This is a genomic window from Clostridium sp. OF09-36, from assembly GCF_003481985.1.
GTDB lineage: Bacteria > Bacillota > Clostridia > Lachnospirales > Lachnospiraceae > Brotaphodocola.
The window spans coordinates 217,758-235,840 of record NZ_QUMD01000001.1; the positions used below are offsets into that span (position 1 = coordinate 217,758).

Here is an 18,083-nt window from a genome sequence, read left to right on the forward strand (position 1 = left end):
TTTGTTATCGTGCGATATTATTATGTTTAGTCGAGTTCATCCTCGCCTACGATCTCGTCGAACTCCTGGTCATCCAGCAGCTCGTCGAAAGCATCTGCTACAACTTCATACTCGTCGTCATCCTCGATGTTATCCAGGCTCGGATTACCGTCTTCATCTTCCTCATAACGGTATAAGTATACCTCGCCCTCTTCTGCCTCTGCGCCCTCGGTCGGGAGCAGTGCGATATAGTCACGGTCGCCTGCCTCAAAGATGGTGAGCACAACACACTCTACTTCGCTGCCATCATCTAAGGTGAGGGTTACAGTCATCTCCTCCTGCTCTAAATCCATCTCTTCGTTCTGGTTCTTTGCCATAAAAATGTACCTCGCTGATTTTTCTTGCCAATACGTTGCCAGTTCATTATAGCTGACCGGAATGTTTTAGGCAATATGTTTTGCGGATTCCGGTGATATTTTTTCGGCTGACTTTCGGCTGGCTGTTTTAAAATTCAATACCCTTCCTCGCCGGAATTCCCTTTTGGTAAGGGTGCTTTACCATGTGGATCTCCGATACATAATCCGCCTGCTCCACCATTTTCTCCGACGGGTCCCGTCCGGTCAGGGCAACCTCAAGCCCCGCTGGTTTTGTATGCAGAAATTCCAGTACAGACTGTTCCTGCACCATGCCATAATTGCAGGATGCCAGGATCTCGTCCAGGATCAGCAGGTCATAGTTTCCGCTTTCTGCTTCTTTTTCCGCTGTCTCAAAACGTTTCTGGTAATACCGGGCGGCTTCTGCCTTCTGTTCCTCGTTCATGCGGAACACAAAGCCAAAGGTACGGTCACAGTGGGTGACGGTGATGCCTGGAATACTCCGAAGCACTTCCACTTCCCCGGAGTTTTCTGTTTTTAAGAAACGCACTACCAGGACCTTCATGCCGCGACCTGCCGCACGAACAGCCAGACCCACGGCTGCAGAGGTCTTGCCTTTGCCGTCACCGCAGTATATGTGCACAAGACCCTGTCTATTTTCCTCCATTACTGTACCTCCCTGCCATTCCTTTTGGCGCTGGCCCAGGTTTAAATTCCCCAGGTGCTGTGTTTTCCGGATACAGATACTCATCAATGAACCTCGACCGTTCCTGCGGTTTTCCGTACCGTTCTTTTGTGTAATACACATGGAGCCGGTCTTTGGCGCGGGTCATGGCTACGTAAAACATGCGCCGTTCTTCTTCGAGATCCGCGTCCAGGACAGCTTTGTGGTGCGGGGTTACCCGCTCGTTTGCATCCATGATATAGACAATCGGAAACTCCAGCCCTTTTGAGCTGTGCATGGTCATAAGAGCCACGCAGTCCTGATCCCGTGCTTCCTGGTTCTGCGCCTGCTGCTTGAGCTGTTCGCCGTATTCTTCCATATGAAGGAGCCAGGCATCCATAGTCTTATACCCGGATGCACTCTCCTGGATCTGGTCTGCCAGTTCCAGGAGTTCCTCCGGCTTCATGCGGCGGTACTCTGCATAATCCTTCAGATATTCGTCGTAGCCAATGGCTTTGCGGATATAATTGACTGCAGCCACCGGTGCCAGTTTTTTTAGTATCTTTAAGTCATATTCCAGATCTTCGATGCGCTCCACCATCCAGTCCTTCGACCGGTACCAGGATTTGACCTGATTCCAGGAAACGATCTGCCCATCCAGCGCTTCCCGGCTGATGTAGCGCTTCGGCCGGTTGATGATGCGCAGGGCATCGGCACGCTTTGCCTGGTGTTTTTCCGCCAGCGGGTCTGCCGCGATGCGGATGTAGGTCAGAAGGTCCTGGGTGATCCAGTGCTCATAAATGTTTGGCAGTGCATCCCGCATCTGGAATGGAATGTTGTATTCCATCAACCGTTCCATGAGGAGTCTCGGCTCCATGCTGGTGCGGTAGAGCACGGCAATATCCGACAGGCGGTAGCCCATCTGCACATAATCCTGGATTTCTTTTATGATCGTCCTGGTCTCGGTCGGGGCATCCGCGAATCCGACCGTCGTGACTGGTCTTCCAGCTCCCCTTGCTGCGCGGATTTCTTTCTCGAAACGGGTTTTATTGTGGCGGATCAGACGGCCGGCGTAATCCACAATATTGGAAGTAGAGCGGTAGTTTATCCCCAAAAGAACGCGTTTTGCCTGGGGATAGTCCTTCTCAAACCCGAGCATGATCTCCGGCTTCGCACCGCGGAAGCGGTAAATGGACTGGTCATCATCACCCACGATAAACAGGTTATTCTGCGGTGCTGCCAGCATCCGGACAATCTCATACTGCACCCGGTTGATGTCCTGGAACTCATCGATCAGGATATACTGGTACTTTCTCTGCCATGCCTCCAGAATGTCTTTTCTCTGGGTAAACAGCTCATAGCAGAGCACCAGCATATCATCAAAATCCAGAAGGCTTTTCTCGACCATGGCTTTTTCATAGCCCTGGTACAGCTTCTTGAACATTTCTTCTGAACAGTTTTTGGAATAATAATAGTCCAGATTCATCATCTCGCCTTTTACCAGGCTGATCTCCGAAAGAATCTGGGAAATGAACTCTGCCTCGTCCTCGACATCCATCTGGTAGCGGTCTACCAGCTCCCGGATGATGGCGGTGCGCTGTTCGTCCCGCGCGATATTGGAGGCATCGTAGCGGTACACACGCTTTAAGATCGCAAAAAATACTGCGTGAAACGTACCGAAGCTGACGGGGAGTCTGCGTCCCTCCGTCAGCTTCTCAAATCGCTGCCGCATTTCCTGTGCAGCGGCCTTTGTAAAGGTAATGACCAGGATGCTTCCCGGCTCCACGCTGCACTCTTCCACCAGATATTTCACCCGGTGGGTAATGACCGTGGTTTTGCCGGATCCCGGTCCTGCAAGCACCATCATCGGACCCTGCCGGTGATGGATGGCCTGCAGCTGTGATTCATGAAACGCCATGTATGCGGTTCCTTTCTTCGTCTGGCCGTCTGAAATCTCTCTGTCACAAAAGCATCCCAGACAGGCTCCATGTGCAGCTTCCTATGCGTTCACTGCAGAAAGCATCTCAATGCCCTTGCGGATACGTGCCAGGGACTCTTCCTTGCCAAGCACTTCCATGATCTCGGTCGCACCGGCCGGGGTCATCTGCTTGCCGGATACAGCGGTACGGATCGGCCACATTACAAAGCCGGTCTTGTAGCCTTTCTCGGATACATAAGCAGATAATGCTGCGTAAAGTGCATCGTTGGTGAAATCCTCCTGTGCTTCCAGGATCGGCAGCACATCATTTAATACCTGCATGGAATTCTCGGAGTTAGTCTTCATCTTCTTGTGGGTGTACATAGCCACATCGTACTCCGGCAGCTCCTGGAAGAAGTCTACCTGTGCCTCGATGTCCGGGAAAATCTCGATACGGGTCTTTACCATGCCTGCGATCTTCTTTAAATCGAGATCTTTCTTGATGACAGCCTTTAAGTACGGCTCTGCCAGCTCGTAGAAACGGTCTGCGTCCATTGCCTTTAAGTACTCGCCGTTCATCCATTTTAATTTTGTGATATCGAATACAGCCGGGGACTTGCTGATGTTGTGGTAATCAAATGCCTTTACCAGCTCCTCCAGGGAGAAGATTTCCTGGTTGTCGGTCGGGGACCAGCCAAGCAGTGCCACATAGTTTACAACCGCCTCGGATACAAAGCCCTGCTCGATCAGGTCCTCGAAGGAGGAGTGGCCGCTTCTCTTGGAAAGCTTTTTGTGGAACTCATCGGTGATCAGCGGGCAGTGTACATAAACCGGAACCTCCCAGCCAAACGCATCGTACAGACGGTTGTACTTCGGGGAGGAGGACAGGTACTCGTTGCCACGTACAACATGGGTGATTCCCATTAAATGGTCGTCTACCACGTTTGCGAAGTTGTAGGTCGGGTAACCATCGGATTTGATGAGGACCATATCGTCTAACTCAGAGTTGTCTACGGTGATGTCTCCATAGATCTCGTCATGGAAGGTTGTGGTGCCCTCGGTCGGGTTATTCTGGCGGATGACATATGGCATGCCTGCTGCCAGGTTTGCCTCTACCTCTTCCTTGCTTAAGTGCAGGCAGTGCTTGTCATAGGTCATGATCTCCTCGCCGTTTACGGTCTTCTTTAAGGAGTTTAAGCGCTCCTGGGTGCAGAAGCAGTAATAAGCCTCGCCTTTTTCTACCAGCTTTTTGGCATACTCTAAGTAGATGCCCGCTTTCTGGCGCTCACTCTGCACGTACGGACCGCAGCCGCCGTCTTTGTCCGGACCTTCGTCGTGTACCAGACCGGTCTCAGCCAGAGTGCGGTAAATGATCTCGGTTGCACCCTCAACGAAGCGCTCCTGGTCGGTATCCTCGATACGTAAGAGGAAATCGCCGCCCTCATGCTTGGCGATGAGGTATGCGTACAGTGCGGTTCTTAAGTTACCTACATGCATGCGGCCGGTCGGGCTCGGTGCATATCTTGTTCTGATCTTTGTCATGATATGAAACTCCTTTGTTTTTCTCAAAGATTTTTATTTTCCATTTTTGCGCGTTACACTTCCCACGCAGACAGTAATCTTTGCGCCCATTATAACGCGCTCTGCCCTAAATGGCAATTTATTTCCTGTGCATGGAATTTTTTTAACCTAAACGGTAAGCCCCGTCTCCTTTTCCGGTAAAGCTTCCGGAATAAAGGACCTTTGCTGCCTCAATGAGGTATGCAGTGTCGCGGCTTCCAGCGGTCTCATAGCTGGAGTGCATGGCAAGCTGCGGCAGGCCGATATCTACGGTATTTAATGCAACCTGGGTTCCGGAGATGTTGCCCAGGGTGGAACCGCCGAGGATATCGGAACGGTTTAAGAATACCTGGTACGGAACCTCTGCCTTCTCGCAGATGGTCTTGAATACGGCTGCTGAAACTGCATCCGTGCAGTACTTCTGGTTTGCGCTGTATTTGATGACGATCCCCTGGTTCATATACGGGCGGCTGGTCGGATCTGCCTTATCCGGCTGGTTCGGATGGATGGCATGCGCATTGTCTGCAGATACCATGAAACTGGATGCCAGTGCGGTTAAGTACTCTTCCTGGGTGCGGCCCATGCCGGTATTGATGCGGTTTAACACATCCTTTAAGAACGTAGATTCTGCGCCCTGTTTGGTTCCGCTTCCCACTTCCTCGTTATCGTATACGCAGTGAACAGCTACGCTGTCCTTCGGCTCTGCTGCCAGAAAGCCCTTTAAGGATGCGAATGCACACTGCAGATCATCCAAATGCGGCTTGCGATAAACTCGCCATCTGCACCGAGCAGGGTACCTTTCATGCGGTTATATAAGAACATATCCATATCCAGGATATCCTCTGCCGTTACACCGGCCTCATTTGCGATCAGCTCAGTAAAGCAGCCCTTTACCTGCTTTTCGGCAGCTTCGCAGAAGAGCGGAAGCATATCCTTCTGGGCATTGAACGCATACCCGTCGTTCACCTGGCGGTTCATGTGAATGGCCAGATTCGGGATGATCATCAGGTCACGGTCTACGTTAACTAACTTTGTTGCAATGCCATCAGCAGTGCGCACGATCACGCGGCCTGCCACGGAAAGCGGACGGTCCAGCCAGGTGGAGCAGATCATGCCGCCGTATTTTTCCACGTTCAGCTTCACATACTGGTTCTCCACGGCAATCTCCGCATTCGCCTTGATCTTAAAGACCGGAGAGTCACTGTGGCTTGCCATAATCTGGAAGCCTGCGAAATCCTGTTTCGGGATCTTGAATGCGATCAGGGCAGAATCGTTTCTGGTCACATAGTAACCATTTCCTGCCTCCAGGTTCCATTTTTCTCCTTCATACAGACGGGTAAATCCAGCGTTTTTCAGCATTTCACACATATTTGCCGTTGCGTGGAATGCACTTGGGCTGTTGTCGAGGAACTGAAGCAATTCCTCATTGGTCTTCTCAAAATTCAAATTTGCTTTACTCATAATACCTTCTCTAAATCCTTTCTCAGATTTTCCATGCTGCCATCTGCGAAGCAATGCCCATCCATACCACAGGCTTTTGCTCCCTCAATATTCATCGACAGATCATCGATAAAATAACACTCCTCCGGCTTTAATCTGAAGCGGTTGAAGAAATGCTCATACATCTCTTTCTGCGGTTTTAAGCATTTCACCTCGGCAGAAAAGAGCAGTCCATCGAAACATTCGACAGCCGGGATCACCTCTTTGTAGCAGGACGGCAGCCGGACAGACGCATTGGAGCAGACATAAAGGCCATACCCTTTTGCTTTCAGTTCCCGCACCAGTGCCTCCATATCTTTATTTTTCCACATGCAGTATTTCTCCCAGTTGTCAAAACACAGCTTCGCCGCTTCATGCAGACGCTCTGGAAGTCTCGCGCACATTTTTTTGAGTCCCTCTTCTTCAGAAATGACTCCCATATCCAGCAGGATCCATTCCGGGGAATCGAACACAGCCGTACAGACCGCTTTCTGGTCTTCCTCATTTTCAATAAAATGGCGGCATGCCCGCATGGATTCGTAGTAAATCAGAACTTTCCCCATGTCGAATACAATATTTTTTATCATCGCATCTCCTCCTATTTATTTATCACAGATCCATCACACTTCACAGTGGTTGTGATGGTGACAGACAATCGCAGACAGCTTCCCCGGATTCCCCAAAATAACCATTTATCTGCCCATTCATCTGTCTCCCGTCAGCAACCTCCATACACGCGGCAGGTACCTTCGCATCCATGCCCCGGTCACACTGCTGATCACAAGCACCAGAACCGGCATGAACAAAAACAAAAGGAACGGTCCATACCAGTTTGCTGTCCCTATGATTCCGATCCGGGCTGCCGTCTTGTTGATGAGCCGAACAATGGCAAAGTGAACCGCATACAGGAAAAAATTGTGTTTCATAAACTCCTTCGCCGCCGGGAGATGTTTTCCCGGAAGCACAAGCCAGAATCCCGCCACCGCCAGAACACGGCACAAAACAAAGGATGGGATATGTGCCTGCCAGAGTCCCACATAATAGACGGCCGCCGCTGCTGCCATACTAAACATTCCGGTCCAAAAGCACATCCTGCTTTCACACTGCTCTGCCACTGCCTTCCAGTGCAGTGCAAGCATGGCACCCGTGCCGTAATAGATCAGCGCATCCGGGTTTACCAAAAGTCCGGATGGACTAAACCGCACCAGAATCCAGCAGGCAGCAAGCAACAGACAGCCGCTCCATACACGCTTTAGCAGCATATAAAGAACCGGTGCCAGCACCACCAGCCAGATGAGCTGGTACAGATACCAGAACACATTGTTGTAGGTGTGGGCCACCACGGCTTCCACCCCCGCCTGAAGCGACAGCTTTACGACGCCTTTTCCCACCACATCAGACAGTGCCGGAACGCGGCTTGCGATCACATAACAGATATAGTAAAGAAAGTTCCAGACAATATACGGCACAAGCAGGCTTTTTACGCGCCTCTGCCATTTGCCTTTCAGTTTGTCCCAGCTGAAATTCCGGTAAAACTGGTACCCGGAGATCATAAAAAATCCCGGCACCGCAATCTGCCCAAACCAGTCTCCGATCCGGTGCTCCAGCACATAAACCGTTCCGGTCATTGCCTGATAGCCCAGAAACAGCTCTGCATTATAGGAATGGACCCAGATCACCAAGAGACTGAGCGCAAAAGAGAACCATGTGACTTTGTTGCGAAATTCTAACTCGGTCATATGATTCCCCCTTATCTGTCATACGTTTTCTTTTTACCGGAACTGCCAGCTTAAAACGCAAGAAACCATTTTCTTTTCAAGCCTTACAACACGTCAGAAAAATGCGGTCTTAACCGTTTAAACACCCGGAGTCCCAAAAGCCCGATGACGAGCGTTACCACCCAGAAATAAATGCCAAGCTTCGGGCGTTCCCAGAACCAGTTTCCGGTGAGCATGCTGTCGCGGTATCCGGCAACCACATAGTAAAACGGATTCAGCTTTAAGATCGTCACAAACCACGGAGCCTTGTCCGCAAACATGGTCTCCTGGTACATGATCGGGGTCAGCCACATGCCAAACTGCAGACAGATGCTGACAATCTGCGCCATGTCTTTAAAGAAGACATTGACCGCAGAGGTCAGGTAACCGAATGCCAGGGCCAGCATGGCTGCCGCGAAGCTGTAATACAAGATCTGGATCCAGGTTGCCATCGGCAGTCTGCCGTAGCATAAGAACACGACCAGCATGATCCCTGCGAAAAAGGCATGCACCAGCATACAGGAGATCAGCTTGATGATCGGAAGGATCTCAACCTGGAACACAACCTTCTTCACCAGATAGCTGTATTCCTGCAGACACCCTGTCACGCAGTTTAAAGCCTCGCTGTAGAAAAACCACGGCACAATGCCCGGGATCAGCCAGAGCACATACGGCACTCCCGGAACCGGCGGCACACTCTTAAATCCCACCTGGAAGATGAAGAAATAGATGAGCACCGTGACGATCGGCTGCACCAGCATCCACACGATGCCAAAGTACGAACCGACAAAGCGCTTTCGGAAATCAGCCTTCGCCAGATCCCAGATGAGTTTTCGTTTCCTGACGATTTCTTTCATCAGAGAAATTACATAATTCATAAATTTTTATTCCTCATTAAATTTGAAGGTGTCCTTCAGACCACTCCACTTTTTATCTTTCTCAGAGATGATCAGCTCCACACCTTCCTCGAACGGCCAGTCAATGCCAATCTCCGGATCGTTGTAAGCCAGACCGCCCTCATCGCCCGGATGATAGAAATCGGTGCACTTGTAGGCGAACTCTGCCTCATCGGACAGCACTAAGAAGCCGTGTGCAAAGCCCTCCGGGATGTAGAACTGCTTTTTGTTCTCAGCAGTCAGCTCCACGCCAAACCACTTTCCGTAGGTTTTGGAGTTTGCACGCAGGTCTACTGCTACATCGAATACGGCACCACGGATGGCACGCACCAGCTTGCCCTGCGGATACTGTTTCTGGAAATGCAGGCCGCGCAGTACACCCTTCACGGACATGGACTGGTTGTCCTGTACAAATACCATGTTCAGTCCGGCTTCCTTGAAGTCATTCTGGTTGTAAGTTTCTACAAAATAGCCGCGCTCATCCTTAAATACGGTCGGCTCGATCACATAAAGTCCCTCGATATCACAGGATGTTACTTTGATCTTTCCCATTATTCTTGTTCCTCACTTTTCATTTCTCTAAGGTTTTACAAACGGATGCACACAATGCTGAACAGACGCACCAGCGCATAACCGTTCAGACAGCACATCAGATACAATATACTACGGTTTTTATCCTTTGTCAAAACTACCGTATGATTTTTCAAAGCCAGCAGAAGCACCGGCAGAAATGGCAGGAAATACCGGCCCTGCACGCCCAGGATCACCCGGGAGCTGAGCGGTGTCCACGCGATCAGCATGGACAACATGGTAAGCCCCGCGCAGGCCGCTGCAAGAACTCCCACCCAGAACCGCTGGCGCAGATTCATGCGGATCTGCTCGGCCGGAATCTTCAGTGCCAGACCGATCAGACATAATGTAAGGATCCACACAACCAGATACGGCACATCCAGCACCTGGTCCAGATTTCCAAGCCATCCTCCGATCATGGTGATATGCATGTCTTTCGCATTCCACACCAGGGTCTGGTAAAACATCCGCACCAGAAGCACCGGATTATGGATGAGAAGGTTCATGCTGAAACCGGCTTCTTCTGCCCAAGCCACATAGCTGTCTGCCTCCGTCGCCGTCGCGTAAGTGGTGATGACCTGGCTATTAACCAGATACATGGACACGGCCCACGCACCCGCCACGACAAACGCACTGACAAACCAGTTTCTTGCACCGCCAAATTTTCGGACCGGAACCAGCAGGCACAGGCCAAGCATCGGCGCGTAGACCATCTTGCACGGACCTGCCACCGCCGCCAGAACTGCTAACAGCACCACATCCCGGATGCGGACCCGTTCCGCTTCAAAAGCCAGGTCCAGACAGACAGCTGTTAAAAGGAACATGCAGCCGAGGATCATGACATCATAAGAGAACGAAGCCGCAAGGTGCAGCGTCATCGGCAGAAGTGCCACGCCCAGAAGCACTTCTTTCCCAAACGGGATCCGCTTCACCGCCAAATAAAGCATTCCTATAAAAAAGAGCAGGTTGCACAACCGTCCAAAGTACAAAAGGCAGACCGTATTCAGCCCCAGAAGCCTTGCCGCGCTGATGCCGATCGCCTGGGGCACATAGGCAAGCGGCGTAGTCGTGACCGGCGGGTAGGTGGAACTCACGTAAGCACCCTGTGCCTGAATTTCGTCAGTACGCTCCGGAGCGTACTGACCATTGATTCCTAATGCATGAAATAACTCATAGGTGGACTCATCCAGAGTCTCGCCCAGCTTCACCGCCTGTTCGTGGCTCTCCTCCGTCACCTGAAGGTTTCCATCTTCATCGGGTTCGTAGATAAAATCCCCGTCCAGATCCTCCACCCAGGCATCCTGCGCCCGTAAAAGCACCCGGCCGTAGCGGTCGCGCTGTGGCTGTCCAATTAGCTGGGAGGATAGGCGGTAAGCACTGACATAATGGCTGATCTCGTCCGGCGCCGAAAGCGGCGGCAGCACAAAGAGATACAGCACGCCAAGGCCTCCTGCCATGAGCACCGCCAGCTTCGGAAATGACCATGGAATGTTCTTTTCCAGCAGGAAATACCCGCACACGGCAGCAAGCGCTGCCACCAGAGCCGACAACAGCAGATACTGTCCCATCTGCCAGGAAGCACCGGTCGCCTGAATCCCGGTCTTAACATCCAGACTGTGCCAGGCAGCTGCAACCGCAAGGCACAAAATGCCGGCGATCAGACTAGCGTTTTTCTTCTTCATACTTTTTCTCCTCAAGTGCCATGGCCTGGACCAGCTCTTTGATCTTACTCTCCAGCTGTGAGATGTGGATACTCATAAAAAAGACCTTTAAGATCAGCACAAAGATCGCGAACAAAAACAGAAAATTCGTTGTGGCGTAGATTCCAAGCAGGCTGGCGCAGGCATCGGCCACCTTCGGAAATACACTGTACACCACCAGCACCAGGGCTAACACAATCCAGAAGATCGCGCTCTCGATCTGCATCCGGGACTGGCGGATCTTGCGCATGATCATGGAAAAGGTGCCAAGAGACACCAGGATCAGTGCAATGCGCAGGGTTGTGGTCATCATGCTTTTCTCCTCCATTTCTTTTCCCAGTATAGCGGGCTCATGCTGCACCAGAGGATCATCTTTTTCGGAAGTTTTTCATAGTTTCGTCCCAGCTTGTAGCCGAGATATTTGCAGCCGCTGCTGACAACCAGCTCCGGGATCAGAAAACCCTTAAAGTGCAGCAACAGGTACTTTGCCGTCTGTTTCACGAGGCGGATTCCCTCTCCCTCTGACTTCAGATCCGCGAACACCTCCGGATGCTCCGCCTGGGATACCGCCAGATCAAAATTGCGGTGGAACTGCTGCATCGGCGTCAGATTGTGCGAGTGGACTACCTTGGCCTCCGGCACATAAGCCACCGCGTAACCGGCATCCATAGCCGCTGCCGCGTAGATCATGTCCTCATTAAAGATGGTGCTGTTCACAAAGCCCTCCAGCTTGCGGAAAATGTCCTTGCGGTACGCACAGCACACATTGGAAGCAAAGTAGGTCTTGATCCCCATGGTACTGACATCTTTTTTCGTCTTTACCATCGGCGTATCCGGATAGTTGAATGCACGGGTATAGCGCTCGATCGTGCGGCAGTCCTTTGCCGGAAGCTGTCTTGCGTAAGCCACTGCCACCGCTTCGCCGTCCGGTCCCTTCTGCTCCAGTCCCTTTAACAGGTTCTCGATCAGGTATTCATCCTGCGGAACTGCGTCATCGGTCATAAAGATCATGATGTCCGATTCCGAGTACCACGCCGCCAGATTGCGGGTACCGCCGTGGTCAAACTCTTCTTTTGTCAGATGATGGACTTCCATTCCAGGGATATCCCGGTATCCGTCCGCATTCCAGTACGCTTTTTCTGTATTCATGATAATGATCCGGTCTGGCACTACCGTCTGCTTTTTCAGCATCTGAAGCAGTCTGGCAAACCGCCGGTCCGGCTTGTACACCGGGATCAATACATCAACCGTCATGACGCTCCTCCTTCATTTCCCTCTTGATTTCGATCCAGGCGCCACCCACAAATCCGGCTGCCATGATGACCATCAGCACCAGATAGGCTGCTGCCGCGCCCAGAATCCCAAATGCCACCGTCATCTTCGGAGCCAGGACTGCCGCCAGTACCGTGAGCACCACATAAATGCCAAAGATCAGCTTCTGCTTCCGCAAAATGACCAGCGCATAATAATAAAGATTTAAAACTGCATAAAAACCGCCGCCCAGCACGATCATGACAAAGGCGGGCCAGAGTGCTGTCAGCTTTCCGCTGTATGCCGCACCAAGCAGCCATTCCAGAAGCACAAGCACCGGCTTTCCAAGCACCACGGTCCCGCCGACCGCCAGAACCGTCAGACCACCGATCACTGCCATGATCGTGAGCAGCTTTTCGAAAATCTGAAAAACGGTGCGCATTCCAGCAGTCCGTTAAATAGGTCAGATATGGGCGGATCACAAAACCTGCCGCCAGATTGATAACCGAGGTCGGCATAAAGATCACATTGAAATAGCCGCTGGCTGCATCGCCCAGGTGGGCATCGATGGCATACTTCGCTGCAGAAAAAATATAAAAATCCAGAAACACCGACACAAACAAAAGAATGGCCGATGCGGTCAGCGCCCTTGCCTGTGTTCCGCTCCAGTTATAATCCACCTTGGGCAGTTCTTTTAACACTACAATGTCAAACAAAACAACGCCCGCGATCTGTCCCAGCACCGCAGCCACGCAGGCTGCAAAAAGTCCTGCCCCGGAACATAACGTTACCAGGAAGACTCCGACCGAGAGAATGGTACGGAATGTATTGGAACGTCCGGTCAGGTACAGACACCCCTGCCGCTGGAATTCCGATTCGTACACATCGGCAAAACCATCGATCACCTTATAGGCGATCAAAAGAAAAATGATCTGGACCTTCTGCCAGGAATACCCGGTCACAGCCAGATATCCGGCCCCCAGAAGCAGCGCCAGAAAGCAGGTCCCATAGCGGTGATGGAGATAATCCCCAAACCGGTACTGGTTCGCCCCGTCGGTAATGTGAAACGGCCGGATGCCAAAATACGCCAGCAGAAACATCTGCTGCCCGACCGTGCTGAACCCAAAGGAAAAAATGCCGCCCTGCTCTTCTCCGGCTATGCGCAGCACCAGAAAGGAAAGTACCATGCTGGCAAACGCATAGAAGAAGCTTCCGGTCATGTTCCAGATCATATTTTCTTTTTCCAGGCTCAGCCTTGTTTTCATGAGAAGGTGCGTCCAGTGTTTCATGATTATTTTCTCCCTTTTCCGTTTACCAGCTTTTTGCTCCGGAAATTCTGGATCAGCAAAATCGAGAGCAGCATCCGCGCCATATAACGCACCGCCACCATCGGCTTTAAGTAGCTCTCACCACCGGCACGCTCTGCGATATGCACCGGCACTTCAGCCACCTTTGCCCCCTGCTTGAGCAGGTAAGACACGGTGTCCGGCTCCGGTCCGTAATTTAAATTCAACGCAAATTCCCGGATCATCTCCCGGTTGAACATCCGCATGCCGGATGTCGGATCTGCCACGGTCACGCCTGTGGTCAGTCGGATAGCCGCCTCAATCAGACGGCTTCCCACCATACGCATGGACCAGTCCTTCTTCCCGTTTACAAACCGGCTTCCAATGACGATCTCGTATCCTTCTTCCATCTTTTTCTGCATGGATTCGATGAATTCCGGACGGTGCTGTCCGTCTCCGTCAAACTGGATCGCATATTCGTAGCCCTTGTAATAGGCATATTTCATGCCTGCCTGAAAACAGCCCGCCAGTCCCAGATTGACCGGAAGATCCAGCAGGTTAAAGCCATGTTCCCGGCAGATTGCCGCAGTCCGGTCCCTGGAGCCATCGTTGACCACCAGATAATCAAACTGCGGATAGCCTTCCTCCAGTTCCCGCACAACCATCTCAATATTCGCTTCTTCGTTGTAGGCGGGAATTACGATCAGCACCTTGTTCATTGTTTCTTTTCTCCACATTTCAGTATGATATCACAGATCTCATCCACCGTTTCGAGGGAAAGATCCGGGTATAACGGCAGGGTCAGAACCTCCGACGCAATCCGCTTTGCCACCGGTGTGTCATCCGAAGAAAACTGGTCCCGGTAGCAGGCATAGTCATTGATGCACGGGTAAAAATATTTCCGTGCATAGATATTGTACTCCTTCAGTGCATCAAAAATCTCGTCCCGGTCTGCTCCGTAGCCTTCAAATACAACCGGCATGTAAGCATAATTATAGCGCACCCCTTCTTTTTCTTTGCACAGGCGGATACCCTGCACGCCGCCAAGCCGTTCGCGGTAACGCTCCGTCAGTCTTTTCCGCTTTTCAATATCCGCATCTACATGGCGCAGGTTGCAAAGACCCATCGCAGCCTGGAACTCGTTCATCTTTCCGTTTGCACCCACATATTCTACCTGCTCATAGCCAGTGATTCCGAAGTTTTTCAGCTGGTATAACAGATCCTTTAATTCCGGATCCTGAAATGCGACCGCACCACCCTCGATGCTGTGGAACACCTTCGTCGCATGGAAACTGAACATGGATGCATCGCCAAACTGACCGATCCCGACTCCGTCGATCGTCTCGCCAAAGGTATGTGCCGCATCGTAAATGACCTTCAGACCATGGCGGTCCGCAATCTCCTGAATGCGTTTCACATCGCAGGGATTTCCGTATACATGAACCGGAACAATCGCAGAAGTTTTTTCCGTGATCAGGCTCTCCAGTTTGTCCACATCGATGGTGTAGTCCTCTTCATTGATATCGCAGAAGACCGGAGTCAGACCATTGCGCACAATGGCGTGGGTCGTGGAGGCAAAACTGAACGGCGTGGTGATGACTTCCCCGGTCAGCTTCATAGCCTGCAGCGTCAGTTCCAGCGCCATATGGCCGTTTACAAACAGTTCCAGATTCGGTGTCTTTAGATAGGTTTTCAGTTTTTCCTTTAAAGTTTCGTGGTATTCCCCCATGTTGGTCAGCCAGGCGCTGTCCCAGATGGGTTTTAACATCTCCACATATTCTTCCAGCGGCGGCAGTGAGGAACGTGTCACCATAACCGGCTCTTCGTATCGTTTTATCATCTGTTTTCGTCTTCCTTTCCCTGAACTGCACTGGTTTCCTGGCTTTCTCCATGTACCCAGTCAGCGTTGGTTTCCTGGTTTTCTCCATTCATCTGGCATGCGCTGGTTCCCTGGTCTTCTCCAGCCGCCCGGTCTGCACGATCCATTCTATATTCTGCATACCGTCTCGCAATATACTGTTCCCCGGTCACAGCTATTTCTTCCAGCTTTTCTCCCGTAAAGCAGCGGATATGATTTTTCACCATATCGTAGCCCGCCGCCCCGGAAAATGCCACGCCGCCTGCAAACCGCGGGTTGCATTCCAGAAAATAATACTCCCCTGCATCCCTGTCTGCCTCAATAAATTCCATATTTACACAGCCACGGATTCCAACCGCTTCGGCAATATCCCGGCACTGCTGCTCTAACAGCTCACTGCGAAATACACAGACAGAAGTTCCCGCGCCATTTAAGGTACGCAGAAGCTCCCGTCTTGGCAGACAGAAGGTCTGCTTTGTTTCCGGATTCCGCACCACATCCACGGTGATGACAGTTCCGCCAATCTTCGGCTGCACCAGATACTGCTGCTTTCGCTCTTCGCTACAGCTATTTAACAGAAAACGAAGATCCGACTCGGATTCCAGGATTTTCAGTCCCTGACTGCTGCGGCCGTCAAACGGCTTTGCAACCAGAGGAAAACGTAAGGCTGCAAAGCCGGAAACCCGTTGTTCATTTTCGTTCTTCCAAGATTCTGCCGGCAGACCACCACGCTCCAATAATGCTTCCAGTTCCGGCAACCGCACGCCTGGAATGGTCCGGCAAAGCTTCCGCTCCCGTAAAAATGTTTCCATCTTTTCCTTATTCCGGCATAAACGGATCGCGTCAACATCGGAAATCCACACTTCTGCGCCTAATTCTTTAAAATCTTCCGAAAATTCTGTTCTCCACTCCTGGAGCACATCAATTTCTACATCCGTGAGGGGGATCAGCACATCTGCCTGCTCCTTTTTACAAAGCTCCTTTAAAAAATTCCGGTAGTTTCCGCGGTCTGTCGCGTAAGGCGCTTTATAAAACACATCTACATCCTGCGAATTGACCACCCACTCAGCCGGGTAAATATCACATCCAACAACGCGCATTCCCGCCGCATGGCAGGCCGAAATAGACGCCTGCGCGGAAAAGGAACCGATTGCCGTAATGATCACTGTTTTTTTCATAACTTTATTTCTCCTCGAGTGCCGGACTGCCCAGCGTTTTCCTGCTGCGGTTTACCCGCTGTGCGTACCTGGCAGCTTTTTCTTCTCGTTCTTTACACATTGCGCAGCTTCTCTTTTACCATTCCCATCAAAAAGCAAAAACTCTCCAGACGGAAGGCAGCAGCCAGCACAATATAAACAACCGCACCGCAGATAATCTGCAGTCCCAGTTTCAGCCATACTGACATGTCCGGAAGCCATGCGCCAAATGCCATAACTGCCGCGCACATCACAACCGACAGCACCGCCGGCGGAGCTACATCCATCCACTGATGGGCGATGTCGTATCCAAGCAGCTTCTTATTCGGTGCCGCATTGACAAAGGTACACACAAAATCCTGAAAGGCTTTGATGCACACCATGATAAACACATTGAACTGCATGCCGATCACCAGTGCCAGAAGGCTGAGTGCCTTCTTCACCAGCTCCAGTTTTAAAAAGATATCGCTGCGCCCCACTGCATTGATGGCCTGCAGATTCGTGATATGGATCGGCCAGAAGCAGTAAGAAACGCACATGATTCGGAGAAACGGCACACAGATCAGCCATTTTTCTCCAAGAAGTGCTAAGACCAGAGTGTCCGCCACGGCGAAAAGCCCCATCAGCATCGGGATGACCGCAAAGGAGCTTAAGCGGATCGCCCGGCGCACCATCTCCCGCACCTTATCGGTATCGTCCTGACTGGCAGAAAACGCCGGAAGCAGGACCGCCTGGATCGCCGCACCCAGATTGGTGGCGATCAGCTTTGGAAACTGCTCTCCCCGGTTGTAGCTGCCCAACAACTCTTCATTATATATCTTTCCGATCAAAAGTCCATACAGATTATTAAATACCGTGTCCAGAAGGGAAGCACAGAGAAGCTTCCAGCCAAACGCAAACATCGTCCGGATCCGGTCGAAAGCAAAAAAGAGCCCCGGCTTCCAGGAAACCGTCAGAAACAGCACGATCATCAGGCTGATGTAATAGCTGATCTGCTGTCCCACCATGGCCCACACGCCAAGTCCACGGAGCGCCATCACAATACTGATCACACCGGAAATGGCCGAAGCCGCCAGTGTCGAAAAGAATAAGCCGCGAAACTCCATGTTCCGGGACACATACGCCGTCTGCACCGAGATGACCGCACCCGGAAACAGCACGATGCCAAGCACCCGCACAATAGACTTTAATACCGAAATGCCATAAAACTGCGCAATCGCCGGTGCCGCCAGATACAGCAACAGATAAAAAAGTACGGATGCCGCAAGTTCAAAATAGCAGACCGATGAGAAATCCACCTCGTCAGCCTGCTTTTTCTGCACCAGAGCCGTGGAGAAACCGCTCTGGACAAATACATTTGCAATGGTGATAAAGATCATGATGATCCCCACAACTCCGTACTCCGCCGGAGTCAGAAGCCGCGCTAAGAGAATCGCGATCACAAACTGAATGCCCTGGCACCTCCATTTTCCAGAAGCTTCCAGAACAGTCCGCTTGCCACCTTATTCTTCATTCCTGTTTCGTTCATAAATTAAATCTCTTTCTCTTATTTCCAAATGCCTGATGCACCTCTTGTACAATCTGGATGTTCGAAA

Annotated in this window: 16 protein-coding genes and 1 pseudogene; all 17 read right to left on the bottom strand. The window is 51.4% G+C overall.

Annotated elements, in window-relative coordinates:
- Window positions 1-26 precede the first annotated feature (26 nt).
- Window positions 27-356: a DUF1292 domain-containing protein gene (locus tag DXA97_RS01040; RefSeq protein WP_118541399.1), complete on the bottom strand. Its 330-nt coding sequence runs from the start codon at window positions 354-356 to the stop codon at window positions 27-29.
- Between the two features lie 127 nt (window positions 357-483).
- Window positions 484-1,020, bottom strand: coding sequence for a cob(I)yrinic acid a,c-diamide adenosyltransferase (locus tag DXA97_RS01045; RefSeq protein ID WP_118718260.1), 537 nt, complete (start codon window positions 1,018-1,020; stop codon window positions 484-486).
- Entirely contained in the window at window positions 1,007-2,935 is a 1,929-nt protein-coding gene (locus tag DXA97_RS01050; protein WP_118718261.1) for an ATP-dependent helicase, read from the bottom strand. Before DXA97_RS01050 ends, DXA97_RS01045 begins: the two co-directional genes overlap by 14 nt.
- An 81-nt stretch (window positions 2,936-3,016) precedes the next feature.
- Window positions 3,017-4,477: a glutamate--tRNA ligase gene (gltX, locus tag DXA97_RS01055; protein ID WP_118718262.1), complete on the bottom strand. Its 1,461-nt coding sequence runs from the start codon at window positions 4,475-4,477 to the stop codon at window positions 3,017-3,019.
- Between the two features lie 142 nt (window positions 4,478-4,619).
- Window positions 4,620-5,956: pseudogene (locus tag DXA97_RS01060) on the bottom strand (M18 family aminopeptidase).
- Window positions 5,953-6,561: an HAD family phosphatase gene (locus DXA97_RS01065; RefSeq protein WP_118718263.1), complete on the bottom strand. Its 609-nt coding sequence runs from the start codon at window positions 6,559-6,561 to the stop codon at window positions 5,953-5,955. Before DXA97_RS01065 ends, DXA97_RS01060 begins: the two are co-directional and overlap by 4 nt.
- Window positions 6,562-6,678: 117 nt before the next feature.
- Complete coding sequence (locus tag DXA97_RS01070) at window positions 6,679-7,713, bottom strand: acyltransferase (protein ID WP_118718264.1); 1,035 nt, start codon at window positions 7,711-7,713, stop codon at window positions 6,679-6,681.
- 83 nt (window positions 7,714-7,796) lie between these two features.
- On the bottom strand, window positions 7,797-8,609 hold the full coding sequence (locus tag DXA97_RS01075; RefSeq protein WP_118541389.1) for an ABC transporter permease: 813 nt from the start codon (window positions 8,607-8,609) through the stop codon (window positions 7,797-7,799).
- 6 nt (window positions 8,610-8,615) lie between these two features.
- Window positions 8,616-9,179: a dTDP-4-dehydrorhamnose 3,5-epimerase gene (gene rfbC / locus DXA97_RS01080; RefSeq protein ID WP_118541387.1), complete on the bottom strand. Its 564-nt coding sequence runs from the start codon at window positions 9,177-9,179 to the stop codon at window positions 8,616-8,618.
- Window positions 9,180-9,214: 35 nt separating this feature from the next.
- The gene (locus DXA97_RS01085; protein WP_243107497.1) at window positions 9,215-10,879 is read right to left on the bottom strand and encodes a DUF2142 domain-containing protein; all 1,665 of its coding nucleotides are present in this window, start codon (window positions 10,877-10,879) and stop codon (window positions 9,215-9,217) included.
- The gene (locus DXA97_RS01090) at window positions 10,860-11,210 is read right to left on the bottom strand and encodes a DUF2304 domain-containing protein (RefSeq protein ID WP_118541385.1); all 351 of its coding nucleotides are present in this window, start codon (window positions 11,208-11,210) and stop codon (window positions 10,860-10,862) included. The genes DXA97_RS01085 and DXA97_RS01090 overlap by 20 nt, the downstream gene beginning before the upstream one ends.
- Window positions 11,207-12,151: a glycosyltransferase family 2 protein gene (locus DXA97_RS01095; RefSeq protein WP_118718265.1), complete on the bottom strand. Its 945-nt coding sequence runs from the start codon at window positions 12,149-12,151 to the stop codon at window positions 11,207-11,209. The genes DXA97_RS01090 and DXA97_RS01095 overlap by 4 nt, the downstream gene beginning before the upstream one ends.
- Window positions 12,148-13,437, bottom strand: a complete 1,290-nt coding sequence (locus tag DXA97_RS01100) for a hypothetical protein (RefSeq protein WP_243107498.1) — start codon at window positions 13,435-13,437, stop codon at window positions 12,148-12,150. Before DXA97_RS01100 ends, DXA97_RS01095 begins: the two co-directional genes overlap by 4 nt.
- Window positions 13,438-13,439: 2 nt before the next feature.
- Entirely contained in the window at window positions 13,440-14,153 is a 714-nt protein-coding gene (locus tag DXA97_RS01105) for a glycosyltransferase family 2 protein (protein WP_118718266.1), read from the bottom strand.
- Window positions 14,150-15,274, bottom strand: a complete 1,125-nt coding sequence (locus tag DXA97_RS01110) for a DegT/DnrJ/EryC1/StrS family aminotransferase (protein WP_118718267.1) — start codon at window positions 15,272-15,274, stop codon at window positions 14,150-14,152. Before DXA97_RS01110 ends, DXA97_RS01105 begins: the two co-directional genes overlap by 4 nt.
- The gene (locus tag DXA97_RS01115) at window positions 15,271-16,470 is read right to left on the bottom strand and encodes an ATP-grasp domain-containing protein (protein ID WP_118718268.1); all 1,200 of its coding nucleotides are present in this window, start codon (window positions 16,468-16,470) and stop codon (window positions 15,271-15,273) included. The genes DXA97_RS01110 and DXA97_RS01115 overlap by 4 nt, the downstream gene beginning before the upstream one ends.
- Window positions 16,471-16,562: 92 nt before the next feature.
- Window positions 16,563-17,930: a lipopolysaccharide biosynthesis protein gene (locus tag DXA97_RS01120; protein ID WP_347561405.1), complete on the bottom strand. Its 1,368-nt coding sequence runs from the start codon at window positions 17,928-17,930 to the stop codon at window positions 16,563-16,565.
- Between the last annotated feature and the right edge of the window lie 153 nt (window positions 17,931-18,083).